Source organism: Leucobacter sp. USHLN154, from assembly GCF_037145595.1.
GTDB lineage: Bacteria > Actinomycetota > Actinomycetes > Actinomycetales > Microbacteriaceae > Leucobacter > Leucobacter alluvii.
Map to the genome: position 1 here is coordinate 266,732 of NZ_JBBCXF010000005.1, position 26,493 is coordinate 293,224.

General features: G+C 69.1%; 22 protein-coding genes and 2 riboswitches. Of the genes, 12 read left to right on the top strand and 10 right to left on the bottom strand.

The features are described 5' to 3' along the window. Positions 1-12: 12 nt before the first annotated feature. Complete coding sequence (locus WFH23_RS10995) at positions 13-2,367, bottom strand: excinuclease ABC subunit UvrA (protein ID WP_336662535.1); 2,355 nt, start codon at positions 2,365-2,367, stop codon at positions 13-15. Between the two features lie 67 nt (positions 2,368-2,434). Between WFH23_RS10995 and WFH23_RS11000 the strand changes: the two genes are divergently transcribed. After that, positions 2,435-2,821, top strand: a complete 387-nt coding sequence (locus WFH23_RS11000; protein ID WP_336662536.1) for a hypothetical protein — start codon at positions 2,435-2,437, stop codon at positions 2,819-2,821. Further along, complete coding sequence (locus WFH23_RS11005; protein WP_200331485.1) at positions 2,821-3,744, top strand: CPBP family intramembrane glutamic endopeptidase; 924 nt, start codon at positions 2,821-2,823, stop codon at positions 3,742-3,744. The genes WFH23_RS11000 and WFH23_RS11005 overlap by 1 nt, the downstream gene beginning before the upstream one ends. A gap of 22 nt (positions 3,745-3,766) precedes the next feature. On the opposite strand, the gene aroQ is transcribed toward WFH23_RS11005, so the two are convergent. After that, positions 3,767-4,207 carry a type II 3-dehydroquinate dehydratase gene (gene aroQ, locus WFH23_RS11010; RefSeq protein WP_090150624.1) on the bottom strand — a complete coding sequence of 147 codons (441 nt, stop codon included), beginning with the start codon at positions 4,205-4,207 and terminating at the stop codon, positions 3,767-3,769. 164 nt (positions 4,208-4,371) lie between these two features. On the opposite strand from aroQ, the gene trmB reads away from it, so the two are divergent. The 3 genes from trmB to WFH23_RS11025 are packed head-to-tail and all read left to right on the top strand — an operon-like array spanning position 4,372 to position 7,067. Further along, positions 4,372-5,160, top strand: coding sequence for a tRNA (guanosine(46)-N7)-methyltransferase TrmB (gene trmB / locus WFH23_RS11015; RefSeq protein ID WP_336662537.1), 789 nt, complete (start codon positions 4,372-4,374; stop codon positions 5,158-5,160). Further along, positions 5,157-6,071, top strand: coding sequence for a hypothetical protein (locus WFH23_RS11020; protein ID WP_336662538.1), 915 nt, complete (start codon positions 5,157-5,159; stop codon positions 6,069-6,071). Before trmB ends, WFH23_RS11020 begins: the two co-directional genes overlap by 4 nt. Positions 6,072-6,107: 36 nt before the next feature. Next, positions 6,108-7,067: an NAD(P)H-dependent flavin oxidoreductase gene (locus tag WFH23_RS11025; RefSeq protein WP_336662539.1), complete on the top strand. Its 960-nt coding sequence runs from the start codon at positions 6,108-6,110 to the stop codon at positions 7,065-7,067. A gap of 25 nt (positions 7,068-7,092) precedes the next feature. Here the strand turns inward: WFH23_RS11025 and WFH23_RS11030 are convergent, their stop codons facing one another. The 5 genes from WFH23_RS11030 to WFH23_RS11050 form a co-directional block, all read right to left on the bottom strand. Further along, the gene (locus WFH23_RS11030; protein WP_336662540.1) at positions 7,093-7,821 is read right to left on the bottom strand and encodes a FadR/GntR family transcriptional regulator; all 729 of its coding nucleotides are present in this window, start codon (positions 7,819-7,821) and stop codon (positions 7,093-7,095) included. Positions 7,822-7,831: 10 nt separating this feature from the next. Beyond that, positions 7,832-8,623, bottom strand: a complete 792-nt coding sequence (locus tag WFH23_RS11035; protein ID WP_090150619.1) for a 3-oxoacyl-ACP reductase — start codon at positions 8,621-8,623, stop codon at positions 7,832-7,834. 64 nt (positions 8,624-8,687) lie between these two features. Next, complete coding sequence (locus tag WFH23_RS11040; protein WP_442918740.1) at positions 8,688-10,043, bottom strand: aldehyde dehydrogenase family protein; 1,356 nt, start codon at positions 10,041-10,043, stop codon at positions 8,688-8,690. Continuing rightward, positions 10,040-10,849, bottom strand: coding sequence for a gamma-glutamyl-gamma-aminobutyrate hydrolase family protein (locus WFH23_RS11045; RefSeq protein WP_090150614.1), 810 nt, complete (start codon positions 10,847-10,849; stop codon positions 10,040-10,042). The genes WFH23_RS11040 and WFH23_RS11045 overlap by 4 nt, the downstream gene beginning before the upstream one ends. Continuing rightward, on the bottom strand, positions 10,830-12,200 hold the full coding sequence (locus WFH23_RS11050; protein WP_336662541.1) for a glutamine synthetase family protein: 1,371 nt from the start codon (positions 12,198-12,200) through the stop codon (positions 10,830-10,832). The genes WFH23_RS11045 and WFH23_RS11050 overlap by 20 nt, the downstream gene beginning before the upstream one ends. Before the next feature lie 266 nt (positions 12,201-12,466). Here WFH23_RS11050 and WFH23_RS11055 point away from each other — a divergent pair, with 266 nt between their 5' ends. The 7 genes from WFH23_RS11055 to WFH23_RS11085 all read left to right on the top strand — a co-directional run bounded on the left by WFH23_RS11055 (position 12,467) and on the right by WFH23_RS11085 (position 23,461). Next, entirely contained in the window at positions 12,467-14,017 is a 1,551-nt protein-coding gene (locus WFH23_RS11055) for an amino acid permease (RefSeq protein WP_200331502.1), read from the top strand. Positions 14,018-14,146: 129 nt separating this feature from the next. After that, positions 14,147-14,248, top strand: a riboswitch (glycine riboswitch). Position 14,249: 1 nt separating this feature from the next. Further along, positions 14,250-14,351: riboswitch (glycine riboswitch) on the top strand. Positions 14,352-14,399: 48 nt separating this feature from the next. Beyond that, on the top strand, positions 14,400-17,255 hold the full coding sequence (gene gcvP, locus WFH23_RS11060; protein ID WP_336662542.1) for an aminomethyl-transferring glycine dehydrogenase: 2,856 nt from the start codon (positions 14,400-14,402) through the stop codon (positions 17,253-17,255). 11 nt (positions 17,256-17,266) lie between these two features. After that, positions 17,267-18,379 (top strand): glycine cleavage system aminomethyltransferase GcvT, encoded by a 1,113-nt coding sequence (gcvT, locus tag WFH23_RS11065; protein WP_336662543.1) that lies wholly within the window; start codon positions 17,267-17,269, stop codon positions 18,377-18,379. A gap of 76 nt (positions 18,380-18,455) precedes the next feature. After that, entirely contained in the window at positions 18,456-18,842 is a 387-nt protein-coding gene (gene gcvH / locus WFH23_RS11070; RefSeq protein WP_090150606.1) for a glycine cleavage system protein GcvH, read from the top strand. A gap of 19 nt (positions 18,843-18,861) precedes the next feature. Further along, positions 18,862-20,289 carry an L-serine ammonia-lyase gene (locus WFH23_RS11075; protein WP_336662544.1) on the top strand — a complete coding sequence of 476 codons (1,428 nt, stop codon included), beginning with the start codon at positions 18,862-18,864 and terminating at the stop codon, positions 20,287-20,289. Positions 20,290-20,369: 80 nt separating this feature from the next. Continuing rightward, entirely contained in the window at positions 20,370-21,965 is a 1,596-nt protein-coding gene (locus tag WFH23_RS11080; protein ID WP_336662545.1) for an HNH endonuclease signature motif containing protein, read from the top strand. A gap of 98 nt (positions 21,966-22,063) precedes the next feature. Then, the gene (locus tag WFH23_RS11085) at positions 22,064-23,461 is read left to right on the top strand and encodes an MFS transporter (protein ID WP_200331512.1); all 1,398 of its coding nucleotides are present in this window, start codon (positions 22,064-22,066) and stop codon (positions 23,459-23,461) included. A gap of 7 nt (positions 23,462-23,468) precedes the next feature. On the opposite strand, the gene WFH23_RS11090 is transcribed toward WFH23_RS11085, so the two are convergent. Genes WFH23_RS11090 through WFH23_RS11100 form a run of 3 tightly spaced genes read right to left on the bottom strand, consistent with a single transcriptional unit; the run spans position 23,469 to position 26,478 of the window. Continuing rightward, positions 23,469-24,419, bottom strand: coding sequence for a TAXI family TRAP transporter solute-binding subunit (locus tag WFH23_RS11090; RefSeq protein WP_336662546.1), 951 nt, complete (start codon positions 24,417-24,419; stop codon positions 23,469-23,471). Then, complete coding sequence (locus tag WFH23_RS11095) at positions 24,416-25,828, bottom strand: sensor histidine kinase (protein ID WP_336662547.1); 1,413 nt, start codon at positions 25,826-25,828, stop codon at positions 24,416-24,418. Before WFH23_RS11095 ends, WFH23_RS11090 begins: the two co-directional genes overlap by 4 nt. After that, positions 25,828-26,478: a response regulator transcription factor gene (locus tag WFH23_RS11100; RefSeq protein WP_211648737.1), complete on the bottom strand. Its 651-nt coding sequence runs from the start codon at positions 26,476-26,478 to the stop codon at positions 25,828-25,830. The genes WFH23_RS11095 and WFH23_RS11100 overlap by 1 nt, the downstream gene beginning before the upstream one ends. Positions 26,479-26,493: the final 15 nt, after the last annotated feature.

Here is a 26,493-nt window from a genome sequence, read left to right on the forward strand (position 1 = left end):
GTGCGACGCGCCTCACGCTGCCACGTACTCTGCGAGGTGCTCCCCGGTGAGCGTCGCGCGTGATGCGACGAGGTCGGCTGGGCTTCCCTCGAACACGATGGTGCCGCCTTGCTGCCCGGCGCCGGGCCCGAGGTCGATGATCCAATCGGCGTGCGCCATGACGGCCTGGTGATGCTCGATCACGATCACGCTCTTGCCGGCGTCGACGAGACGGTCGAGCAGTGCGAGCAACTGCTCGACGTCGGCGAGGTGGAGCCCGGTCGTCGGCTCGTCGAGCACGTAGACGTCTGCCTCGTCGAGCATGTGGATGGCGAGCTTGAGTCGCTGCCGCTCGCCGCCCGACAGGGTCGAGAGCGGCTGGCCGAGCTTGATGTAGCCGATGCCCACGTCCACCAGGCGATCCAGAATCTTGGCCGCCTTCGGGATGCGCGTCTCCGGGTCGGAGAAGAACTGCTGCGCCTGCGCGATCGACAGGTCGAGCACCTCGGCGATGTTCTTGCCGCCGAACCTGTACTCGAGCACGGCGGCGGCGAAGCGCTTCCCCTCGCACACTTCGCACACGCTCTCCATCGTCGCCATCATGCCCAAGTCGGTGAAGATGATCCCCGCGCCCTTGCACTCCGGGCAGGCACCCTCGGAGTTCGCGCTGAAGAGCGCCGGCTTCACGCCGTTGGCTTTCGCGAACGCCGTGCGCACCGGATCCAGCAGGCCCGTGTAGGTCGCCGGATTCGAACGCCGAGAACCCTTGATCGCCCCTTGGTCGACCGCGACGACGTCGTCTCGATTCGCGATGTAGTTGCCGATGAGCGTGCTCTTGCCGGAACCGGCGACACCGGTCACCGCGCACAGCACGCCGAGGGGCACATCGACATCGATGCCCCGCAGGTTGTGGCGATCAGCGCCCCTGATCTCCAGTGCAGCGCTCGAGGCGCGCACCGAATCCTTGAGCTTCGCCCGATCGTCGAGATGCGTGCCGGTCAGGGTTCCCGACGCCCGCAGAGCCGCGACTGTGCCCTCGAAGCAGATCTCGCCCCCATCGATGCCCGCTCGAGGACCGAGGTCGACGACGTGATCGGCGATCGCGATCATCTCCGGCTTGTGCTCCACGACGAGCACGGTGTTGCCCTTGTCGCGCAGCTTGAGGAGCAGCTGATTCATTCGCTGGATGTCGTGCGGATGCAGGCCGATCGACGGCTCGTCGAAGACGTAGGTCGCGTCGGTGATGGGGGAGCCGAGGTGCCGAATCATCTTCGTGCGCTGGGACTCGCCGCCCGAGAGCGTGCCGGTCGGGCGGTCGAGGCTCAGGTAGCCGAGCCCGATCTGCACGAACGAGTCGAGGGTCTCGACGAGCTTCTCCACGAGCGGGGCGATGCCGGCGTCTTCGATGCCGCGCACCCACTCCGCGAGATCGGTGATCTGCATCGCGCAGACATCGGCGATCGACTTCCCCGAGATCTTCGAGGAGCGCGCGGTCGCATTCAAGCGCGTGCCAGCGCATTCGGGGCACGCCCGGAAGACGATCGCGCGATCCACGAACGCACGAATGTGCGGCTGCATGGCCTCGCGGTCCTTCGAGAGCATCGACTTCTGGATGCGCGGGATGAGCCCCTCATAGGTGACGTTCACACCATCGGCCTTGATCTTGCGCGGCTCTTCGTGGAGCAGGAGGTGGATCTGCTCATCCGTGAAATCCCGGATCGGAGTATCCATCGGGAGCAGGGCCGCGAAGATGCGCCCGTACCAGCCGTCCATGCTGAAGCCCGGCACCTGCAGCGCGCCCGCGGCGAGCGACAGCTCAGCGTCGTAGAGCTCTTCGAGGGCGAAGTCGCTCACGGAGCCTCGCCCTTCGCAGGTGGGGCACATGCCGCCGAGGATCTCGAAGCTGCGACGCTCCTTCACCTGCTTGCCGCCCTTCTCCAGAGTGACAGCGCCCGCGCCGCTGATCGACGCGACGTTGAACGAGAACGCGTTGGGTGAACCGATGCGGGGGCTGCCGAGCCGCGAGAAGATGATGCGGAGCATCGCGTTCACGTCGGTCGCCGTGCCCACCGTCGAACGCGGGTTCGCCCCCATGCGCTCCTGATCGACGATGATGGCGGTGGTCAGCCCTTCGAGCACGTCGACATCGGGTCGGCTCTGAGACGGCATGAAACCCTGCACGAACGCGCTGTAGGTCTCATTGATCAGGCGCTGCGACTCTGCAGCGATCGTGCCGAACACCAGGGAGCTCTTGCCGGAGCCGGAAACGCCCGTGAACACCGTGAGGCGGCGTTTGGGGAGGTCGACGCTGACGTTCTTCAGGTTGTGCTCGCGCGCGCCCCGCACACGGATGCGGTCGTGCGAATCTGCGATGTGCGTGGTGGTCATGCAGTCAGAGTAGTGGGAGCCGCCGACATCCGCGCCCCGACTTCCGCTCGGTTGCTAGGCTCGCAGCATGACCCTTCCCGAGACGTGGATCGCGCACCGCCGAGAGGACCGCGAGCCCGTGGGATGGATCGAACCCGTCGGCGACGGGTTCGTCCCCTACGACCTGCTGGGTCGCCCGCGGTCGCCCGAGCCGATCGATTGGCTCGCGGCCGAGGAACTACTCGAAGCACTCGGGATCGGGTACCTCGCGGATGCCTACGCCTTGCGCACCGAGAGCGGGGAGTGGGTCCGCGTACGCATCGTCGAGGCGTCTGCGACCGGAATCGGGGTCAAGGAAGACGACTTCGGCGACATCGGGGCCCCGGTCTCCGCGTACCGGGTGCCGTTTCCCATCGATGATCGACTCGTCCCGTTGGCGGCGGCCCCCGGCCCCGTGCGCAGTCGCTTCCTCTGATGCCGGCAGCGGAGTGGGCGCAGCGCCCGGAAACGCGGCGCCCGAGCCCCCTCGCGATTTCGGCGGCCGTCTGCGTGTGCGCCATGGCGCCCGTCTGGTTCGTGCTCCACTGGATCTGGGCAGGGATCGCCCTCGGCGTCACCGGGCTTGCGCTGGCCGCGCTCGCGAGTCGGACGCGAGACGGGCGCGCTGCGCCGCACGTCCTCATGCGGGTGGGCTTCGAACCGGACCGGTCGCAGCGGCCGCCGTCCCTGCTGCGCGACCTGTCACTCATCGTCATGGGCCTCGGAGTCGTCCGCTTGATTCCGCTCGCCGCTCACCTCGACAACTGGTCGATGGTGAAGTTCACGCTGGCGCTCGGCGGCGCCGTCGCGCTGCCCTACGTCGTCTCGCGCTTCATCTACCGCGATCGGGCGACGAGCTTCCCCTGGCGGGGCGCCGGGTCTGCGCGGGGTGAGCGCTGGGGTCCTTATCACTGGGCGTGGCTCGTCGCCGTGATCGTGCTCGCCTGGGTGATCCTGCCCTGGTACTTCATCTCCTCAGGCGTCTACACGAACTGGCCGGTCGTCGACACCCCGGAACTCGTGGCGCGGCTCTTCGTCGGGGTGGGCGCGGTCGGCATCTGGGACGAGCTGTTCTTCATCTGCACGGTGTTCGCCGTGCTGCTGCGGCACTTCCCGGTGTGGCTGGCGAATCTGCTGCAGATGGTCGTCTTCGTGTCGTTCCTCTGGGAGCTCGGGTACCGCTCGTGGGGGCCGCTGCTCACGATTCCGTTCGCACTGATCCAGGGCATCATCTACCTGCGGACCCGTTCGCTGTCATACGTGGTGACCGTGCACCTGCTCTTCGACGCGGTCGTGTTCGCCGTGCTCGTGCACGCGCACCAGCCGGCCGTCTTCGATTGGTTCCCCACGGCTCCGTAGTCGCCCGAGGGCCGGGCCCCGGTTACTCGGCCAGCAGCGACGCGATCCTGCGCACCGCGAACTCGTACCCCTGCACCCCGCAGCCCACGATGACGCATGCGGCGATGTCGGAGAGGTAGGAGTGCTGACGGAAGGCCTCGCGGGCGTGCACGTTGGAGATGTGCACCTCGGCGGTGGGCAGCGCGACGCCCGAGATCGCGTCGCGGATCGCGATCGAGGTGTGCGTGAAGGCGCCGGGGTTGATCACGATCGCCGCGCAGTCCTCGCGCGCCGCGTGAATCGCGTCGATGATCTCGCCCTCGTGGTTGCTCTGCACCGCGCGCACCTCCAGCGAGAAGTCCCGCGCCGCCCGCGTGACCAGCGATTCGACGTCGGCGAGCGTCGCCGACCCGTAGATCTCCGGCTCGCGCGTTCCGAGCAGGTTGAGGTTCGGTCCGTTCACCAGCAGGATTCGTCCGGTCATGTTGCGCTCCTTCGCTCGGCCACGGGTCGATGCAGTCGGTTCCATGCTAGCGGCGGGCTGATCCTGCTCCGCTCCCGGCCAACCTGCTCCGCTCCCGGCTCTCCCGCTTCGCGACGGCGCCATCCCGCTTTGCCCCCGGCCGCAGCCGCGACTACCGTTATGGGGTGACCGAGCAGCAGCCCCTTCCGCCCAAGAGCTTCGACCCGACGACGTTCCGGGAGAAGCCCGTGTCGTTCGTGCGTCGGAGCGGCCGCATGACCCCGTCGCAGGAGCGCGCGTGGGCCGACCACCATGAGAAGTACGTGCTCGACATCGCGCACGGCCCGGCGGCCACGAGCGTCGCCGATGGGGAGACCGGCGACCCGGAGCAGATCTTCGGGCGGACGGCGCCGCTCATCGTGGAGGTGGGGTCCGGGCAGGGGCATGCGATCCTGCACGCATCGCAGACCCGGCCGGACACGAACTTCCTCGCGATCGAGGTATTCCGCGCGGGGCTGGCCCGCACCATCATCCGGGCAGAGGTGGCGGGCGTCGAGAACCTGCGCCTCGCAGAGGTGAACGCGCCGGAACTGCTCGAGAAGTACCTGCCAGCAGGCTCGGTCGACGAGATCTGGGTGTTCTTCCCGGACCCGTGGAAGAAGGTGCGGCACCACAAACGGCGTCTGGTGAATGATGACTTCGCGCGCGTGGCCCGTCGCGCGCTGCGGCCCGGCGGCGTGCTGCGGCTCGCGACGGACTGGGAGAACTACGCCGAGCACATGCGGCAGGTGCTCGATGCCGCCGAGGGCTTCGAGCGCGACTTCTCGGGGGAGTGGGCCGATCGCTTCGACGGGCGCATCCTCACCGCGTTCGAGGAGAAGGGCATCGACAAGGATCGCCGGATCCGCGACCTGACGTACCGTCGCGGGACGGCGACATCCGCGATGACTGCGACCATCGAGGAGACACCATGAGGACCGCCATGAGGCGCGGAGGAATCGTCGCGGCGGCCATCGCGCTGACGATGGGCGCGGCGGGGTGCACGGCGCTGATCCCATCGTTCACGGACGACGCCGCGCCCGCCCCGGCGCCAACGTCGCAGGCCGAGCAGAGCCTGGACGGCGCGTGCGAGACGGTGAATGCCGAATGGGGATTCGCTCTCGACCTGTGGGTGGCCCTCGAGGCGGATACCGAGAGCAAGGATTTCGAGAGGAAGCGAACCGAGCACCAAGCGGTGATCTCCACCCTGCAAGACATCGCCGAACGCGTCGACGTTCCCGAACTGCACGATGCCCTTGACGCGTCGATCGCCGCGCATCAGCAGTACGCCGACACCATTTGGACGGGCCTCGCCGATATTCCCGAAGGGTACGTCGCCAACCCCGACGACCCTGCGAATCTCGTCCTCATTCTGGGGAAGCAGAAGAGCGCCTTCGAGCAGCAGATGTCCGATGCCGACGTGCGGCGCTACGAATTGTGCGGCGTGATGCAGAGCGGTCAAACTGCAGCGCAGGCGTGCGAGGTCGCCAATGGCGACTGGGTCGATGCCGGCCTGGTGTTCAGCGGCGCCTCCAATGCCGCGGCGAGGGGTGACGTCGCCGCGGCGCAGCTCCAGGCGGCCGACGGGCTCGCGCAGCTCACGGCGGCGCTGGCGCAGGTGACCGATCCCGAGGCTTACGCGGAGATGGCGCGCATGTATGACGCCTACGAGACGTACTACGAAGACGTGGTCACCACTCTGCTCACGGAGGAGCAGGTGCTCCAGCTCCCTGCCGACGAGCTCGATGCGTACATCGCCGAGACAGACGCAGCGTTCACCGCATGGGACGAGGCGCTCACCGCTGGCGAGGAGCGGCTGTCGACCTACTGCGCCGGCCAGGAGTAGTTTCCGGCGCGACCGCGCGGCGGTAGCCTGGGCGGCATGAGCAACGGCAGACTCACCGACTGGGCCCGCTCCCTGGGACTGTCCACCCCGATCGTGTGCGCACCCATGGGGGGTGTCGCCGGCGGACGACTGGCCGCCGCCGTGTCGCGAGCAGGCGGGCTCGGGATGATCGGCATGGGCAGTGCGGGTTCCGTCACCGCACTCGAACGGGAGCTCGGGGCTCTCGGAGAAGGAATCGGCGCCGGAGGAGCGCCGTTCGGCATCGGGCTGGTCGCCTGGGGCATCGCGCGGGATCCCGAGCTGTTCGAGCGCGCGCTCGCCGCAGGGCCAGCGCTCGTCTCGGTGAGCTTCGGCGAATGGGGCGACGCGCACGCCGACGCATCGTGGGTCGAACGGGTGCACGCCTCCGGTGCCATCGCCGTGACGCAGTCGGCGACGGTCGACGAGGCGATGCGCGCCGCGGCCGCCGGCGTCGGTGCGATCGTCGCCCGCGGCAGGGAGGGCGGCGGTCACGGCGACCATCAGCACCCGCGGGATGCGCTGCTCGCCGAGATCATCGCCGCCGTCGACGCTCCGGTGCTCGCAGCAGGGGCGATCAGCACGTCGAGCGACGTGGCCAGGGTGCTCGACGCCGGCGCCGCGGGAGCGTGGGTCGGCACCGCATTCGCGGCGTGCGAGGAGGCGTTGACCCCGCCACCGGCTCGGAACGCGCTGCTCCGGGGATCCGCCGCCGACACGCTGGTCACCCGGGTCTTCGATGTGGCGCTCGAGCGGCCCTGGCCGGAGCGCTTTCCGGAGCGGCTGCTGCGCACGCCCTTCATCGATCAGTGGCATGGGCGCGAGGACGAACTCGCGGGCGACGCCGAGGCGCGCTCCGCGTTCGCGGCCGCCGCAGCGGCGGGCGATTACTCGATCGTTCCCGTCGATGCCGGCGAAGGGGTCGGGCATCTCACGCGCGTGCGATCAGCGTCGGAGGTCATCGCGAGCCTGCGCTGAGCCGTGCAGAGCGCGGCCGTCCTCGTCAGTGCCTCGTGAGGAACCCGCGCAGCAGCGCGGAGGAGCCTTCGACGTGCTCGAGCATCGCCTCCGCCGCCGACTGCGGTCGCCCGGCGAGAATCGCCGACACGATCGCTTCGTGCTGATCGTTCGAGTGCACGATGTTGGGCTGCAGCATCGGAATCGCTTCGAGCAGCGCATTGACGCGCGTGCGCAGGTTGGCGACGAGCGGTACGAGGCTCGTGGAGCCCGAGAGCTCGGCGATCAGCAGGTGGAGGCGCGAGTCGAGCCGTCGGTGATCCGCCGCTTCCGAGCTCGAGCACTCCTCCAGTGCGTGAGCGAGCGCGGCCCGCTCCTCCGCGGAGAGCTCTCGCCCTGCCGCTTCGCGGGCCGCCCCCACCTCGAGCACGCGGCGCAGTGTCGTGACGTCCTCGATCTCCGCAGCGCTCGGCAGGGTCGCGGAGCCGCCTCCCAGCGCGGAGTCCTCGGGAATGCGCTCGGCGACGAAGGTGCCGCCGTACCGGCCTCGCCGAGAGACGACGTATCCGGCGTCGGCGAGCGTCGCGAGCGCCTCGCGCACCGTGTCGCGGCTCACCTTGAGCATCGTCGCCAGGTCGCGCTCCGCCGGGAGCCGCTCGCCCGGACCGATCATGCCGAGGCGGATCGATTGCAGCAGCCGCTGCATCGTCTCCTCGTACGCATTGGTGGGCCGCGCCGCCCTGATGAGCAGCTCGATGCCCTCTGCCGCTTCCATCGTGCGGCGCTCAGAGCGGCGTCGTGTACGCGCTCGTCAGCCCGCCGTCGACGAGGAAGGTGGAGGCGGTGATGAAGGAGGCGTCGTCGCTCGCCAGGAAGGCGACGGATGCGGCGAGCTCCTCCGGCTGAGCGAAGCGGCCGACGGGAACGTGCACGAGACGTCGGGCGGCGCGCTCCGGATCCTTCGCGAAGAGCTCCTGCAGCAGCGGAGTGTTCACCGGCCCGGGGCAGAGCGCGTTCACGCGGATGCCCTGCCGCGCGAACTGCACGCCGAGCTCGCGCGTCATGGCGAGCACGCCGCCCTTCGACGCGGTGTACGAGATCTGCGAGGTGGCCGAACCCATGATCGCGACGAACGAGGCCGTGTTGATGATCGATCCGGATCCCTGCGCCGTCATGTGGCGGAGCGCCGCCCGCGAGCACAGGTAGACGCTCTTGAGATTCACATCCTGCACCTTCTCCCACGCGGGCAGTTCGGTGACCTCGATCGAGTCGTCGTCGTCCGGGGAGATGCCGGCGTTGTTGAAGGCGATGTCGACCGCGCCGTACTCGCGCGCTGCCGTGTCGAAGAGATGGTTGACCTGCGCTTCGTCGGTGACGTTCACCTTGACGAAGAGGCCGTCGACTGCGGCGGCGGCCGCTGCGCCGCTCGTCTCGTCCATGTCGCCGATGACGATGCGCGCCCCTTCGGCGCGCATGCGTCGGGCAGTGGCGAGACCGATGCCGCTTCCGCCGCCGGTGATGACGGCGACCTTGCCGGCGAGGCGCTGCGTGAGGTCGATGGGGGTGATGTCGCTCATGACGGATCCTTCCTGAGGAAAGCAGGGTACAGCGTGGGAGATGCGGGGACGGGCGGGCCCGGGGTTACTCGCTCGCGAAGAACACGTTCTTCGTCTCGGTGAAATGCTCTGCCGCGTCAGGGCCGAGCTCCCGCCCGAGCCCCGACTGCTTGAAGCCGCCGAAGGGCGTCGTGTACCGCACCGACGAGTGCGAGTTGACCGAGAGGTTGCCGCCCTCGACGCCGCGGGCGACGCGGATGCCGCGGCCGAGGTCGGACGTCCAGATTGAACCGCTCAGCCCGAAATCGGAGTCGTTCGCGAGGTGCAGCGCGTCGGCCTCGTCTTCGAAGGGCAGGACCGAGACGACCGGCCCGAACACCTCCTCAGTGGCGATGCGCGAGCCTCGCTCGGGAGTGACCACCGTGGGAGCGAACCACGCGCCTGGCCCGTCCGGGCAGGAACCCCGGAACGCGACGGGCACGTCGTCGGTGAGGAAGCCGGCGACGCTCTCGCGGTGCGCCTGCGTGACGAGGGGCCCGACCTCCGTCGATTCGAGCGTCGGATCGCCGACCCGCACACCCTGCACAGCCCGTTCGAAGTGCTCCATGAAGCGGTCGTAGACGCTGCGCTGCACGAGCAGTCGGCTTCGGGCACAGCAATCCTGGCCGGCGTTGTCGAACACCGAGTACGGCGCGGTCGCTGCGGCCCGCTCGATGTCGGCGTCGGCGAACACGATGTTCGCGCTCTTGCCGCCGAGTTCGAGCGTGACCCGCTTCACCTGATCGGCGCACCCAGCCATGATGCGCTTGCCGACCTCGGTCGACCCCGTGAAGACGACCTTGCGCACCGACGGATTCGTCACGAAGCGTTCGCCGACGACCGAGCCGCGCCCGGCCAGCACCTGGAAGAGGCCCTCCGGCAGCCCCGCTTCGAGCGCGAGCTCGCCGAGCCGCAGGCTCGTGAGCGGCGTCCACTCGGCCGGCTTCAGCACGACGGCGTTGCCCGCGGCGAGCGCCGGGGCGAAGCCCCACGAGGCGATGGTCATCGGGAAGTTCCAGGGCGTGATGACGCCCACGACGCCGAGCGGTTCGTGGAACGTGACGTTCATGCCTCCCGCGACGGGAATCTGCTGGCCGATCAGGCGCTCGGGCGAGCCGGAGTAGTACTCCAGCACGTCGCGCACGTGCCCGGCCTCCCACCGCGACTGGGTGATGGGGTGACCGGAATTGACGGTCTCGAGTTGTGCGAGGTGCTCGACGTCGGCATCCACCGCGTCGGCGAATCGTCGGAGCACGCGAGCGCGGTCGGCGGGTGCGACGGACGCCCAGTCGCGCTGAGCTCGGACCGCGTGCGTGATCGCGGCGTCGGTGGCGTCGACGTCGAGGTGGGCCACCTCGGTGACCGGGGCTCCGGTCGCGGGGTTGATGACGGTGTAGCTCACGGCTGCTCCTTCGATGCGTGCTCGGATGACGGGACGGGTGACGGGATGACGCTCTCGCGCCGGGAACGGTACGTCGCCGCGGCTGAGACGAGGCCGGCGAAGAGCCGGCGATCCTCACGGTTCTCCTCTGGATGCCACTGCACGGCGACCCCGAAGGGCAGGGCGTCGATCTCGATCGATTCGATGATGCCGTCGACGGTGCGACTGGTCGCGGTGAGCCCGTCGGCGAGCGCATCGATCGCCTGGTGGTGATACAGGTGCGCGCGGGCGTTGCGGTCATCGCCGAGCAGCTCTCCGATGCGCGACCCGGCGTCGACCTCGACATCGATCTCCGTGAACACCCCCTGGCCGGCCTGGTACCGGTCGTCGCCGACGATGTCGGGGAGATGCTGGATCAGCGTGCCCCCGAGCTCGACGTTGATGACCTGCGCTCCCCGGCAGATGCCGAGCAGCGGGAGCTGCGCGTCGATGGCCGCATCGAGCAGCGCTGCCTCGAACGCGTCGCGGTCGGTGCGCGGAGCTCCGGTGCGCTCGTGGGGGTCGGCCCGGTAGCGCGCAGGATCGACGTCGGCGCCGCCCGAGAGGATGAGCCCGTCGAGCCGAGAGACGATGCCCCGAGCGACACCGGGTGCGACCGGTTGCGGGGGCAGCACGATCGCGACGCCGCCGACGTCGGTGACCGCATCGAGATACACCTGCGGGAGGAAGGAGGCCGGGACATCCCAGACTCCCGTTTGAGCCTGCTCGAGGTAGCTCGTGATGCCGATGAGCGGCGGAGCCGGCGCGTCAGAGTCGTTCGAAGCCACGGACCCGCTCCCAATCGGTGACGGCGGCGTCGTAGGCTCGCACTTCCACGCGAGCCGCATGGGTGTAGTGCTCGACCACCTCGTCGCCGAAGATGTCGCGTGCGAGCGAGGACTGCTCGAAGAGGTCGGCCGCCTCGCGTAGGGTGGTGGGTACCCGGGCGACGTCGCTCGTGTAGGCGTTGCCCCGGAGCGGCTCACCGAGTTCGAGCTGCTGCTCGATGCCCGCGAGGCCGGAGCCGAGCATGCCTGCGACGGCGAGGTACTGATTCACATCGCCCCCTGGCACGCGGTTCTCCACGCGCATGCCCTGGCCGTGCCCGACGACGCGGAGCGCGCAGGTGCGGTTGTCGTGGCCCCACGCGACCGCGGTGGGCGCGAAGCTGCCGTCGACGTAGCGCTTGTACGAGTTGATGTTGGGTGCGTAGAGCAGCGTGAACTCGCGCATCGCCGCGAGCTGCCCCGCGATGAAATGGCGGAACGTCTGCGACATGCCGTCGGGAGCCTCGTCGTCCGCGAAGACCGGGTCGCCTGCGGTGTTGCGCAGGCTCGCGTGCACGTGGCAGCTGTTGCCCTCGCGCTCGTTGAACTTCGCCATGAACGTGATGCTCTTGCCGTGCTTCTCGGCGATCTCCTTCGATCCGCTCTTGTAGATCGAGTGGTTGTCGCACGTCGGCAGTGCGTGCGTGTAGCGGAAGGCGATCTCCTGCTGCCCGAGGTTGCACTCGCCCTTGACGCCCTCGCAGTACATGCCCGCGGCGTCCATCGAATTGCGGATGTCGCGCAGCAGCGGCTCGATGCGGGTGGAGCCCTGCAGAGCGTAGTCCGTGTTGTAGTCGCTCGCCGGAGTGAGGTCGCGGTAGCCGCTGCGCCACGCGCTGCGGTAGTCGTCGTCGAAGACGAGGAACTCGAGCTCGGTGCCGATGAAGGGCACGAGGTCGTGCGCGGCGAGGCGATCGATCTGGTGCTTCAGGATCTGGCGCGGAGACACGGAGATGGGGGAGTGGTCGCTCGCGAGCGTGAGATCGGCCATGACGAGGGCGGTTCCGGGCAACCACGGGATGCGTCGCAGCGTGTCGAGGTCGGGGATCATCGCCATGTCGCCGTAGCCGCTCTCCCAACTGGTCAGGGCGTAGCCGTCGACGGTGTTGAGTTCGACGTCGACCGCGAGCAGATAGTTGCAGCACTCGGCGCCGTGCGCCATGACGTCTTCGAGGAAGAGCCGGGCCGAGACGCGCTTGCCGACGAGGCGTCCCTGCATGTCGGTGAACGCGACGATGACGGTGTCGATCTCGCCGGCGGCGACCGCTCCGCGAAGTTCTTCGGGGGTGAGATTGCCGCTCGCGGGAATCATGTGCTCTCCTTGTGCTCGTCGTCGAGGTGAGAATGCGTGCTCCGCCTGCCCGGCGCCGCAGCGCTGAAAAGGTAGGTTTCAAGACCATTACATCATGAAGCCCGGGGCTTGATGCAAGCTTCCCGCCGCAGCCAGCGCACAAAGGTGGTTGCAAACGACCAATAGCTCGCTATAGTCGGCAGTGGCGCACCGCTCAGCCGATTCCCAGCGACGGGCATCGCAACGCAGCATCTCGTATCCATCACACCGTAGTGAAAGAGGTCGACATGGCCAAGGACACCCTGAAGGTTTCAGGTGCCACGTACACCACCGCAGAGTCGGGGTACTTCGAGAAACGCAAGCTCAAGCGATCGGCTGGCGTGTGGGGGCTCTGGGGCCTCGCCGTCGGCGCCGTGATCTCCGGCAACTTCTCCGGATGGAACTTCGGCATCGAGGCCGCCGGATTCGGCGGCATGCTCATCGCCTTCGCCATCCTCGTGGTCATGTACTACGGGCTCATCTTCTCGATCGGCGAGATGGCGGCCGCGATGCCGCACACCGGCGGCGCGTACTCCTTCGGCCGGGCGGCGCTCGGCCCGTGGGGCGGGTTCGTCACCGGTCTGGCTGAGACGATCGAGTACGTCGCCACAACCGCGGTGATCGTCTACTTCTCCGCGGGGTACGCGAACGGCGTCACCGAGGGGCTCATGGGCTTCAGCCTGCCGACGTGGCTCTGGTGGATCATCCTCTACGCCGCCTTCGTCGGCCTGAACACGGCCGGCGCGGCCATCTCACTGAAGTTCGCCATCATCGTCTCGCTCATCTCCATCGGAGTGCTCGTGCTCTTCGCCGTCATGGCGCTCGCGAGCGGAGCCATGAACTGGGGCAGCCTCTTCGACATCGAGCCCGACCCGGGCCAGAGCCTCTTCCTGCCGCACGGGGTGCTGCCGATCCTCTTCGCCATGCCGTTCGCGATGTGGCTCTTCCTCGGCATCGAGGAGCTGCCGCTCGCCGCCGAAGAATCGCACAATCCCGTGCGCGACATCCCGCGAGCCGGGCTGTGGGCTCGCGGCACGCTGATCGTCACCGGCCTGCTCGTGCTGGTGCTGAACACCGGCGTCCTGGGATCCGAGACGACGGGAGTCGCCGGCGAACCGCTGCTCGACGGCTTCCGCGCGATCCTCGGTGACGACCTCGCGTGGGTCGCCGGCCTCCTCGCACTCTTCGCGCTCTTCGGCCTCCTCGCCTCGCTGCAGGGCATCATGTTCGCCTACGGGCGCAACATGTACTCCCTGTCGCGCGCGGGCTACTACCCGAGATTCCTGTCCCTCACCGGCAAGCGCCAGACCCCGTGGGTGGCGCTGATCGCCGGCGCGCTGATCGGTCTGGCCGCGCTGATCATCGTCGAGCTCACGGGTGGAGACAGCGGCGTGGGCGGCGCGATCGTGCTCAACATCGCCGTCTGGGGCGCGGTGCTCGCGTACTTCATGCAGATGCTCTCCTTCGTCATCCTTCGACGCAAGTATCCGAACGTGAAGCGCCCGTACCTGAGCCCGTGGGGCGTGCCAGGCGCCATCATCGCCGCCGTCATCTCGGCGCTCATCTTCGTCGGCTTCCTGCTGAACGAGACCTTCCGGCCCGCCATCATCGCCATCGTCGTCGTCTACGTTCTGGGTCTGATCATCTTCGGCGTCTATACGCGCCACCGGCTCGTGCTCTCCCCAGAGGAGGAGTACGCGGTCTCGGGGGGCCTGCACGGCGATCCGCAGAGCGACGGGTACGGCGGAACCGTCGAGGATCAACTGCTCGCGATGGACGGGAGAGACGAGGATCGCTGATGCGCCGCTCGGGGCGGGCGCTCACCCGCCCCGAGCGCTTTCGACGGCGACCGCGATTCGGTGCTGGAACGTCCGCGCCGCGATCCCGCCCCGATGCTAGAGTGAGCACACATTGTGAATACCGGCCATCAAGTTGTGGCGGGAGAGTTCAGGGCAGAACGATTCGACCCTGGCGCCGTAGGAGCAATCCCTCCCCGGGAATCTCTCAGGCCCCCGTACCGCCCCAGCACGGCAACTCTGGAAAGCAGCTGACGCGTGCGTCGGCTCACCGACGGTGCAAGGGACCCGCTCTGGCGGCGACCGAATCTCTCAGGTCCCATACAGAGCGGGGAGGATCCCAGTACATCCGCGCGTTCGCGCGCGACAGCCCTCGGAGATCCTCGTGACAGCCCTTTCCGCACCCCGCACCTTCCCCGATCGACACATCGGGGTCACCGACCCGGCGCATGTCGCGACGATGCTCGCCGAGCTCGGCTACGAGTCGCTCGACGCACTCGTCGACGATGCGGTGCCTGCCTCGATTCGCAAGTCCGAACCCCTCGACCTGCCCCAGGGCCGCAGCGAAGAAGAGATTCTCGCCGACCTCCGGGCGCTCGCCGCGAAGAACGTCGTCAAGACCCAGATGATCGGACAGGGATTCTCCGGAACGCACACTCCGCCCGTCATCCGGCGCAACGTGCTCGAGAGCCCGGCCTGGTACACCGCCTACACGCCGTACCAGCCCGAGATCTCGCAGGGGCGTCTCGAAGCGCTCCTGAACTTCCAGACGATGGTCTCCGATCTCACCGCTCTCGAGATCGCGAACGCCTCCATGCTCGACGAGTCGTCGGCCGCGGCCGAGGCCGTGCTGCTGATGCGGCGCGCCAATCGCGCGCCCGCCGCCGCACGCGCCGTGATCGACGCGAATCTCTTCCCGCAGACCATCGCGGTGATCCGCGGCCGCGCGGAAGCGCTCGACTTCGAGGTCGAAGTCGCCGACCTGTCGCAGGGGCTGCCCGAGGGCGACATCTTCGGCATCGTGCTGCAGCAGCCGGGCGACGACGGTGCCGTCGTCGATCATGCCGCAGTGATCGCAGCGGCGAAGGAGCGCGGCGCGATGGTCACGGTGATCGCCGACCTGCTCGCACTGACCCTCATCGTGCCGCCAGGGGAGCAGGGGGCCGACGTCGCCGTCGGCAACACGCAGCGTTTCGGAGTACCGCTCTTCTACGGCGGACCGCACGCGGCGTATCTCGCGGTGCGCTCAGGGCTCGAGCGGGCGCTGCCGGGCCGGCTCGTCGGCGTATCGAAAGACGCGGCCGGCCGCACCGCCTACCGTCTCGCACTGCAGACCCGAGAGCAGCACATCCGCCGTGAGAAGGCCACGAGCAACATCTGCACCGCGCAGGCACTCCTCGCCATCACCGCATCGATGTACGCCGTCTACCACGGCGCCGACGGGCTGACCGAGATCGCGACCCGAGCGCATCGACACGCGCGCACGCTCGCCGCCTCGCTCGCCGCGGCGGGCATCCCGCTCGCCGCGGAGTCCTTCTTCGACACGGTGCGGGCGAGCGTGCCGGGACGGGCTGACGAGATCATCGCGACCGCGGCGGAGCACGGCGTCAATCTGCGTCGGGTCGACGCGGACACGGTGAGCGTCTCCACCGACGAGACAACCACTCCCGAGCATGTCGCGGCCGTGGTGCGCGCCTTCGGGGCCGAGATCGTCGAGGCCCCCGAGGCCGAATCGGAGCGCTTCGGCTTCGCCGCGGAACTCACGCGCACGAGCGACTTCCTGACGCACCCGATCTTCACGACCATCAACTCCGAGACCCAGATGCTGCGCTACCTGCGTCGGCTCGCAGACCGCGACCTCGCGCTCGACCGCACGATGATCCCGCTCGGTTCGTGCACGATGAAGCTCAACTCCACCGCCGAGATGGAGGCGATCTCCTGGCCCGAATTCGCCGGGATCCACCCGTACGCGCCCGAAGACCAGACGCGCGGCTGGCGCGAGCTCATCGCCGACCTCGAGGGGCGACTCGTCGAGATCACCGGCTACGCGGGCATCTCGTTGCAGCCGAACTCGGGCGCACAGGGCGAGTACGCGGGTCTCCTCGCGATCCGCGGATACCATCGCTCGCGCGGCGACGACCAGCGCACGGTGTGCCTCATCCCCGCTTCGGCGCACGGCACGAACGCTGCCTCCGCGGTGCTCGCCGGGATGCGCGTCGTCGTCGTGCAGAACACCGAGACGGGGCACATCGACCTCGCCGATCTCTCGGCGAAGATCGACGCGCACCGCGACGAACTCGCCGCCATCATGATCACGTACCCCTCAACCTACGGCGTGTACGACGACGACGTGCGCGAGGTGTGCGACCAAGTGCACGAGGCGGGCGGCCAGGTCTACATCGACGGCGCCAACATGAACGCGCTCGTCGGCCTGGCCCAGCCGGGGCGATTCGGGGGCGACGTGTCTCACCTGAATCTGCACAAGACCTTCGCGATTCCGCACGGCGGCGGCGGGCCCGGCGTCGGGCCCATCGGGGTGGCCGAGCACTTGCTGCCGTTCGTGCCGAACGACCCGACGGGCACGTACTCGGTGAGCGGCGGCGTTCCCGTGGTCGCAACGCTCTTCGGCTCGGCCGGCGTGCTTCCCATCTCCTACGCCTACATCTCGATGATGGGCGCTGAGGGGCTCACCCTCGCGACGAAGACGGCGCTGCTCAGCGCCAACTACATCGCCGCGAGGCTCACCGAGCATTTCCCGGTGCTCTTCACCGGGGCGACCGGGCTCGTCGCGCACGAGTGCATCCTGGACCTGCGCGCGCTCACCGCTCAGTCTGGAGTGACGGCGGAGGACGTCGCGAAGCGACTGATCGACTTCGGGTTCCACGCCCCGACGCTGGCGTTCCCCGTCCCCGGCACACTCATGGTGGAACCGACCGAGTCCGAGGACCTCGCCGAGATCGACCGGTTCATCGAGGCGATGGTGACGATCCGTGCGGAGATCGACGCGGTCATCGCAGGCAGGATCGCCGTCGCCGAATCGCCGCTCCGTCTGGCGCCGCACACCGCGGAAGCGCTGATCTCCGGTGCATGGGACCGCGCCTACGGCCGGGAGCAGGGCGCCTACCCGGTCGAGGCGCTCCGCATCGACAAGTACTTCCCGCCGGTCGGGCGCATCGACGGCGCCTACGGCGACCGGAACCTGATCTGCGCGTGCCCCGCGCCCGAAGCCTTCGAGAACTGAGGATGATGACCATGAGCTCCCCGAAGCGGACCGCCCTGTACGCCGAGCACGCCGAGCTCGGCGCGGCATTCACCGATTTCGGCGGTTGGGACATGCCGCTCAAGTACGGGTCCGAACTCGCCGAGCACCGCGCCGTGCGCAGCGCAGCCGGGCTCTTCGACCTCTCCCACATGGGGGAGATCCGCGTCGCCGGCCCCGATGCCGCCGTCTTCCTGAACACCGCCCTCGTCGGCAACCTCGGCGCCGTCAAGGTCGGACGGGCGAAGTACTCGCTGATCTGCGATGCCGACGGCGGGATCATCGACGATCTCATCAGTTACCGGCTCGCAGAAGACGTGTACCTCGTGGTGCCGAACGCCGGAAACACCGGCACCGTCGCGGCGGCCTTCGCCGAACGGGCGGACGGCTTCGACGTCGAGATCGAGGATCAGTCGGACGAACTCAGCCTCATTGCAGTGCAGGGTCCGAACGCCGCCGCGATCGTGCAGGCGCTCGTGCCGGAGCAACAGCGCGAACTCGCGTCGGGCATGAAGTACTACGCTGCCGAGCAGGCGGTCGTGGCCGGTCACCCCGTGCTGCTGGCCCGCACCGGGTACACCGGGGAGGACGGGTTCGAGCTCTACCTCCCCAACGCTGAAGCGGCGGATCTCTGGAACGCACTGCTCGCCGCAGGGGAGCCGCAGGGTCTGATCCCCGCGGGTCTCGCCTCGCGCGACTCGCTGCGCCTCGAAGCCGGTATGCCGCTCTACGGCAACGAGCTCAGCCGCGAGGTGACGCCCTTCGAAGCGGGTCTCGGCCCGGTCGTCTCGTTCGTCAAGCCCGAGGCGTTCGTCGGCCGCGCCGCGCTCGAGACGCGCCGGGAGCAGACCCCCGAGATGCAGCTCGTCGGTCTGCGCGGCGACGGCCGCCGCGCGGCGCGCTCCGGGTACGCAGTGCTCGCGGGTGACGACGCGGTCGGGCGCGTGACCAGCGGCCAGCCGAGCCCCACGCTCGGGTACCCCGTCGCCCTCGCCTACGTCGCACCTGAGCACGCCGCTGCCGGAACGCGCCTGCAGGTCGATCTGCGCGGCAAAGCCGAGCCGTTCACCGTCGTGGACCTGCCGTTCTACCGCCGTGGCCAGTAGCGCGCGAGCGCATTCCGCAGCAGCATCCCGCATCATCCCGATTCCACCCGCACCCGACAGATAGGAACTTCGCATCATGAGCAACGTCAAGGCCGGACTCCGGTACTCCGCAGAGCACGAGTGGGTCACGAGCGACAGCCCGGCCGTCGTCGGCATCTCCGAGGTCGCCGCCGACGCGCTCGGCGAGATCGTGTACGTCGAGCTGCCCGAGGTCGGCGCCTCGATCACCGTGGGAGCCGTCGTCGGCGAGGTCGAATCGACGAAGTCGGTCTCCGAGATCTTCTCGCCGGTCGCCGGCGAGGTCGTCGAGGTGAACGAGGCCCTCGTCGCCGACCCGGCGCAGCTGAACGCCGATCCCTACGGCGCAGCGTGGCTGTTCAAGGTCGCCGTCACGGAGGAAGGGCCGCTGCTCGACGCCGAGCAGTACGCCGCCGACAACGACGCCGAGGTCTCCGGCGCCTAGGCGCACACGGAGCGCGCTCGTGGCCGTCAGCGTCTTCGACCTCTTCACGGTGGGCATCGGGCCGTCGAGTTCGCACACCGTCGGGCCGATGCGCGCCGCGAAGGAGTTCGTCGAGCGCATCGCGCGGAGCAGCGACACCGGCAGCCGCGAACTCGGCCGCATCGCCTCGCTGCGGGTCGACCTCTACGGCTCGCTCGCGGCGACCGGCCGCGGGCACGGCACGTTCACCGCGGTGCTCCTCGGGCTCGAAGGGTTCGACCCGGAGACGGTGCTCCCCGAGCAGGTGGACGCCGCGCTCGACCGCTTGGAGCGCACTGGCGAGCTGCGGGTGGGCGAGCGGCTGGGCGGAGCCCCGGCGATCCTGCGCTTCGCCGTCGGTGACATCGTGCTGCACCCCCTGACGCTGCTGCCACGGCACACCAACGGGATGCGCTTCGCCGCGGACGACGCCGCAGGCGCATCGATCGCCGACGAGACGTACTTCTCGGTGGGCGGAGGATTCATCGTGCGCGAAGGCGCCGAAGCATCGCTGCACGACCGCCTCGAGGAGCGATCGGCGCAGCAGCCGTACCCCTTCACGACGGCGGCCGAACTGCTCGCGCACGCGGAACGGGCCGGCCTCACCATCGCCGAGGTGATGCTCGCGAATGAGCGGGTGCAGCGGCCGGAAGCCGAGATCTACGCGGGCCTCGCGCACATCTGGGACGTGATGGAGGCCTGCAAGAACTCTGCGCTCGAGCGCACGGGAGTGCTCCCGGGAGGACTCGAAGTGCGACGCCGTGCGCCGGAGTGGCATCGTCGTCTCACCGAACGCGATCCGCATCGCGACCCCGTGTACTGGCAGGAGTGGATCAACCTCGTCGCGCTCGCCGTCAACGAGGAGAACGCGACCGGCGGGCGCGTCGTCACCGCCCCGACGAACGGGGCTGCGGGGATCATCCCGGCCGTGCTCTTCTACGCCATGCACTACGCGCCGGGGGCTCAGACCTGGTCCGACGCGGAACGCCAGGGCGCAGTGGCCGACTTCTTGCTCGCGGCCGGCGCGGTCGGGGTGCTCTACAAGGAGCAGGCGTCGATCTCGGGAGCCGAGGTGGGGTGCCAGGGCGAGGTCGGTTCTGCCTCGTCGATGGCTGCGGCTGGCCTCGCCCAGGTGCTCGGCGGAACGCCAGAGCAGGTGGAGAACGCCGCTGAGATCGCGATGGAGCACAACCTCGGTCTCACCTGCGATCCGATCGGCGGGCTCGTGCAGATTCCGTGCATCGAGCGCAATGCGATCGCCGCATCGAAGGCCGTCAACGCGGCGAAGATGGCGCTCATGGGCGACGGCGACCACCACGTCAGCCTCGACCAGGTCATCGCGACGATGCGCGAGACCGGGCGCGACATGAGTGACAAGTACAAGGAAACGTCGATGGGCGGGCTCGCCGTCAACGTCATCGAGTGCTGAGGCCGGCGCCCGGGAGCGGCGTCGCTCGACGGGTGCGCGAAGGGGGCGTGAATGTCGGTGGTTGCCGGTTTTCTGGGGTCATGTTCTCCCTCACGATCGGCACCGTCCCGGCGGAGGTGCCAGACGCGCCCGCTGATGCGGTGGCTGATGCGAGTCTGTCGCTTGGACAGGTCGTGAACCTGCTCGAGCAGATGGAGTATCGGCAGCGCGCCCTCGACGCGTTCAGGTACGAGCTCATGGCGGTCGCGGTGCAGATGGCGACCGGCGCCGCGCGTTCCGGCGCCGCGCGTTCCGGCTCCGCGCGTTCCGGCTCCGCGCCCGCCGGCGAGAACGAGCTCGCCTACCGCTCGGTGCGGGCGGAGATCGCGACCACGTTGAACGTGAGCGAGCGCGCAGCGGAAGCCCAGATGGGCGCGGCGTGGTCGCTGCGAAACGACTACGGCATGACGCATCAGATTCTCGCCGCTGGCGAGATCTCGGCCGCGCACGCGCGCGTGATCGCGGAAGCCGGGCGACGTCTCGGCGTCGGGGCCGCTCCCGAAGTCGTCGCGAGGCGGGAGGCGTATCAGGCGGAGGTGCTCGAGTACGCGCGTCGGGAGTCGGTGAACCGGCTTCGTCCGATCGCGCGCAGGATCGCCGAGCAGTACGCCGGTGACACCCTCGACGAGCGGCACCACGAGGAGGCGCGCAGGCGTCGAGTAGTCGTGCAGGAGCGCGAGGACGGGATGTCCGATCTGCTGGCGTATCTGCCCACCGCGGAGGCGTACGCGATACACGACCGGTTGACGCGGATCGCCCGCGAAATCGAGCGCAGCGAGCGGGCTGAGTCGGCCGAGCGGGCCGGGTCGGCCGAGCGGGCCGGGTCGGCCGAGCGGGCTGGACTGCATGAGCGCGACGGGGGCGCCGAGCGGGGCCAGCGGGCGGCAGCGGAATCTTCGGCGCGACGCTCGCGCGATGAGATTCGGGCCGATGCATTCGCCGAACTTCTCCTCGGCTCAGACGCGAGCGCTGTGACCTCGTGTGCGAGCAGCGAAGCGATACGGGCTCGGGTGCAGGTCATCGTGCCCGTCACGGCACTCGCCCCCTCCCGCCGGAGCGCTGCTCCTGTGGCAGAGCTCGTCGGAGCGGGGCCCATCCCGCTCGCCTCTGCCAGGAACCTCGCAGCGGCGACGCCGGTGTGGGAGCGGGTGACGGTGGATGCGGAATCGGGTTCGGTGCTCCAAGTCGATCGCTACCGTCCGAGCGAAGCGATGAAGCGCCGACTCGGGGCACGCGATCAGCACTGCCGGTTCCCGGGGTGCCGTGTGCCGGTCGCGCGGTGCGATCTCGACCACACCGTCGACGCGGCCTTCGGCGGCCCGACCTCGACGGCGAACCTCGCGCACCTGTGCCGTGGCCATCACGTGCTCAAGCACCACTCCGAATGGGCCGTACGCCAGAAGAACGATGGTGAACTGCACTGGACCAGCCCCACGGGCAGGCGCTACGTCGACCGACCGCCGAGTCGTGTGAGGTTCGCGCAGACCGGCCCGCCGGTCCAGCCGGTCCGGACAGTCCAGTCGGTCCGGACAGTCCAGTCGGTCCGGACAGTCCAGCCGGTTCCCCCGCGCTCGCAGGACCCGCCTCGGAATATCGAGCGCAGCGACCGCGATACACCTGACCGGCAGCCGTTCTGACCATTGATCCGCCCCGGCACGACAGGCGGTGGCTCCGATGCACGCAGCAACGGTGCGCACTGTCGCGCCCTGTAGCGCCCTGCCTCTACGATGAGTCCATGCATGGAACTCCGACGGCCGAGCGGCGCTCGCTCTCGCAGCGCCTCGACGCGCTGCCCTTCACACGCAAGCACGGCAAGGTGCTCGGCGGATCGGGCATCGGGTGGGCACTCGATGCGATGGACGTCGGACTCATCTCGTTCATCATCGCCGCGCTGGCCCAGCAGTGGGGCATCGACAAGGGCCAGAGCGGGCTGATCGCATCGATCGGGTTCGCCGGCATGGCGATCGGCGCCAGCCTCGGCGGCCTGCTCGCCGACCGCTTCGGACGTCGTCAGGTGTTCGCCGTCACCCTTCTCGTCTACGGCGTCGCGACCGGCGCGAGCGCCCTGGTCGGCGGCATCGGATTGCTGCTGGTGCTCCGGTTCTTCGTCGGACTGGGCCTGGGGGCCGAGCTCCCGGTGGCGTCGACGTACGTGAGCGAGTTCGCTCCGGCGCGTATCCGCGGTCGCATCATCGTGATTCTCGAAGCGTTCTGGGCCGTGGGGTGGACGGCTGCCGCGCTCATCGGCTACTTCGTGGTTCCCGCCTCCGACGACGGATGGCGCTGGGCGTTCGCCCTCGGCGCCGTTCCCGCGGTGTACGCGCTCATCGTGCGCTGGGGGCTTCCGGAATCCCCGCGCTGGCTCGCCGGCCGCGGGCGCACGGAGCAGGCCGAGACGATCGTTGCATCGTTCGAGAGCGCTGCGGCCTCCCGGGGTGGCAGAACCGCCGCGTCCGAGCCGGCACCTGCTCCGGCTCCCGCAGCGACACCCGATGCCGGTGGGCCCGCCGCCGCGCCGATCGCGATCTCCAGCGGCGGCCGCCTCGCGGCGCTGTGGTCGGCGGAGTTCCGCGGCCGTACGCTGTCGATCTGGGTCGTCTGGTTCTGCGTCAACTTCGCCTACTACGGCGCGTTCATCTGGATTCCGAGCATCCTCGTCGATGCGGGATTCAGTCTCGTGCGCTCGTTCGGCTTCACCCTGATCATCACCCTCGCGCAGCTTCCCGGCTACGCCGTCGCCGCATGGCTCATCGAGGTCTGGGGTCGGCGGCTCACACTGTCGGTCTTCCTCGTCGGCTCAGCCGTTTCGGCGATCGTGTTCGGCACCGTGCACGCCGAAGCGGCGATCATCGCATCAGGCATGGCGCTCTCGTTCTTCAACCTCGGCGCATGGGGCGCGCTGTACGCGGTGACGCCGGAGATCTACCCCACATCGCTGCGGGCGACGGGCGCGGGCTGGGCCGCCGGCGTGGGACGGATCGCGTCCATCGTCGCTCCGCTGCTGGTGCCAGTGCTGCTCATCGCGGGCGGCTCGGGGCTGACATTCTCCGTGTTCGCCGTCTTCTTCGTCATCGCCGCGGGCGCCGCCTGGGGTCTCGTCGATCGCAGAGGCACAGCGCTCGACGACCGGTAGACCCGACTCACCGATAGCGTTCGCGGTAGCGAGCCCGTGCATCGCGGTGCAGGGGCACCTCGCCCGTGTCGATGAGAGTGTCGAGGGCCAGATACTGCAGCCCGACCGACCCGGTGGGCACGAGCCTCCTGGCATCATCCACGAGCACGTCGACGAGCGCACGCGCTGCATCGCGTGCGAGGTCCGCGCGACACATCAGCAGGTTCGAGATGCCGATGGTCGCGGTCGACCCCTCCGTGCCGTACACGCCAGCAGGAATGCGGGCGTCGAGGTACTCCTGCGGGTGCGCCGCGCGGAGCGGGGCGACCACATCCCCGAGATCGATCACCCGAAGCGGAGTGACCGCCGCGACGTCGGTGATCTCCGGAGTCGGAATCCCGCCCGACCAGAACAGTGCGTCGATGTCGCCCGCCGCGAGAGCGGTCAGCGCGGCGGAGAGCTCCAGTTCCGTCGCCGCCGGAGCACCGCTGCCCGATGCCCGACCGGTCGCTTCGAGCAACCGTCGTGTGGTGCGCGTGCTCCCCGAACCCGGGGCGCCGATCGACACCCGTCGTCCGGCGAGATCCGCGAACGATCGGATATCGCCGGCGTCGCGAACGAGGCACTGCAGGTAATTCTGATACACCCGCCCGATGGCCGTGAAGTCGTGCGATGCCGCGGTCTCGTTCGCCGAGTCCGCGAGCGAGAGTGCGAGATCGACATCGCCGCGGGCGAGCATCTCGAGATTCTCCCCGCTGCCATGCGTCACGCGGAGCTCGAGCGCTACCCCCGAGCGATCCTGCAGCGCGGCACCGAGCAGCTCCCCGAATTGCAGGTAGGCGCCGCCGGGCTCGCCGCACGCCAGCGCGATCCGCTCAGTCCGGGCGGGCGCGCACCCGGCAAGCGCGAGAGTCCACGCGGCCGCGCCTCCGATGAGCACGGTCCGGCGGCTCAGACCCGCCTCACGACGCCCGGTCACGCCGCACCCGCGATGATCATGATGCGCAGACCGCCCTCGGGTGCACGATCGACGGCGACCTCTGCGTCGTTCGCCCGCGCGAGCTGCTCGACGATCGCGAGCCCGAGACCGCTGCCAGGCAATTGCGCGTGAACGGCAGCGCGCCAGAATCGCCTGCCGACGAGCGGGATCTCCGAAGAGGCGAGCCCGGGGCCGGAGTCGCTCATGACGAGCACCGTGCGCGTCCCATCGCCCTGCCCCAGCAGTTCGATGCGAAACGTCGAACCGGCGGCGTACTTCGCGGCATTGTCGGTCACGAGCTCGACCACTTCCTCGAGATCGCTCCGGCGGAAACGGACGGGGCGCGAGTCATCGTCGGCGATCACGGAGATGCGGGCGTCGGCGAGCCGCTCGCGGTGCGGGGCGATGAGGCGTGCAGCCGACGTCGTCACCAGCGCATCATCGTTCGGCCGCGGCGATGCGTCGTTCGCCGCCCCTCCGTGCCCGCTGCCGGCGGCCGTCGCACGATGCTCGGCGTTCGCGAGCGCGAGCATGCGGGCGACGGTGTGCTCCAGGCGATCCAGATCTCGTTCGATCGCCGCCACCTCGGCATCGCTGCCCGGGTCGCCGAGGCCGCGCGGCAGGCCGTCGATGCGCAACCGGATGGCTGCGAGTGGATTTCGCAACTGATGCGATGCGTCGGCGACGAGACCGTGCTGCTGGTCGAGCGCGAGCTCCACGCTGCGCGCCATGCGCGCGAATGAGCGGGAGAGTCGGCGCAGTTCGGGCGGTCCAGCATCGGCGTCGAGGGCGTACTCGCGGTTCTCTGCGAGTGCGTTCGCCGCGGTGTCCAGCGAGGAGACCGGGCGCAGCACCCATCGCGTCCAGAACACCGAAGCGAGGAGCACCGCGAACAGGAGTGCCGCTCCGATGGCCACGATCGACGCCCATCCCGCTCCGACATCGCGCTGCGCGACCTGTTGATCGATGCGGAGCGCCACCGCTCCTTCGGGCGTGCGGCCGTCGAGTGTCACCGGTGCGGCGAGCGTCGCGGTTCGGGAGCTCCACGGCGTGACGGTGGCGAGATCCCGCTGCGGCACTCCGCGAAGTGCGCTGGAGATGACGGCGAAGGTCTCCGGATCGCTCGCGAAGTCGCCCGAAGCCGCGATGCGCTCGCCGGCGCCGTCGACCACGATCGCGGTTTCGCCGAACGTCTCGGTGAAGCGATCGAGGTAGCTCTCGAGCTCGCGCGCGTCTCCCGATTCGAACGCCGGGGTCGCTCGCTGCACGATCTGCTGCAGCGCAGCGCCGCGTTGGAGCTGCAGTTCCTGCGTGCGCGACTGCGCGATCGCGGCGCCGACGGGGATGAGGATGGCCGTGACGGCCAGCACTCCGAAGAGGAACAGGGGGAGCAGCACGCGAAATCGCATCAGGGCCTCTCGAGGCGGAACCCGCGGCCTCGGATCGTGGTGATCCGAAGCATCGGCACCTTCTGCCGGAGGCCCGCGAGGTGCACATCGAAGGCGCGAGAGGTTGCCGAATACGCTTCGCCCCACACGGCGTCGAGCAATCGCTGACGGCTGACGACCGCACCGACGTGTCGCGCCAGCATGGCGAGCAGTGCGCACTCCGTCGGGGTCAGCGCGATGGTGGCGCCGTCATGCAGCACCTGCCGCTCCGTCTCGTCGATGATGCAGTCGCCGAGCTCGATGCGATCGACGGCGAGTCCCGCGTAGCGGCGTGCAACGGCGGCGAGCCTGGCGAGGAGTTCGTGCAGGCGCACGGGCTTCACGAGGTAGTCGTCGGCGCCGAGCCTGAGCGCTTGCACCGTCGAGCGCTCATCTCCGCGAGCCGTGACGACGATCACGGGGATCTCGCTCAGCGCGCGCAGCTGTTCGAGGGCGGTGAGACCGTCCATGTCTTCCAGGCCGAGATCGAGCAGCACGATGTCGGCGCTCCGGTACTGCTGCAGCAGCGCGGCACCGCTCGCCACCCGGTCGCACGTGTGCCCGGCTCGGGTGAGGGCGCCGGCGAGTGCAGCGGAGACCGAGGGGTCGTCTTCGGTCACCAGTACGCGCATGCCATCCAGTATGCC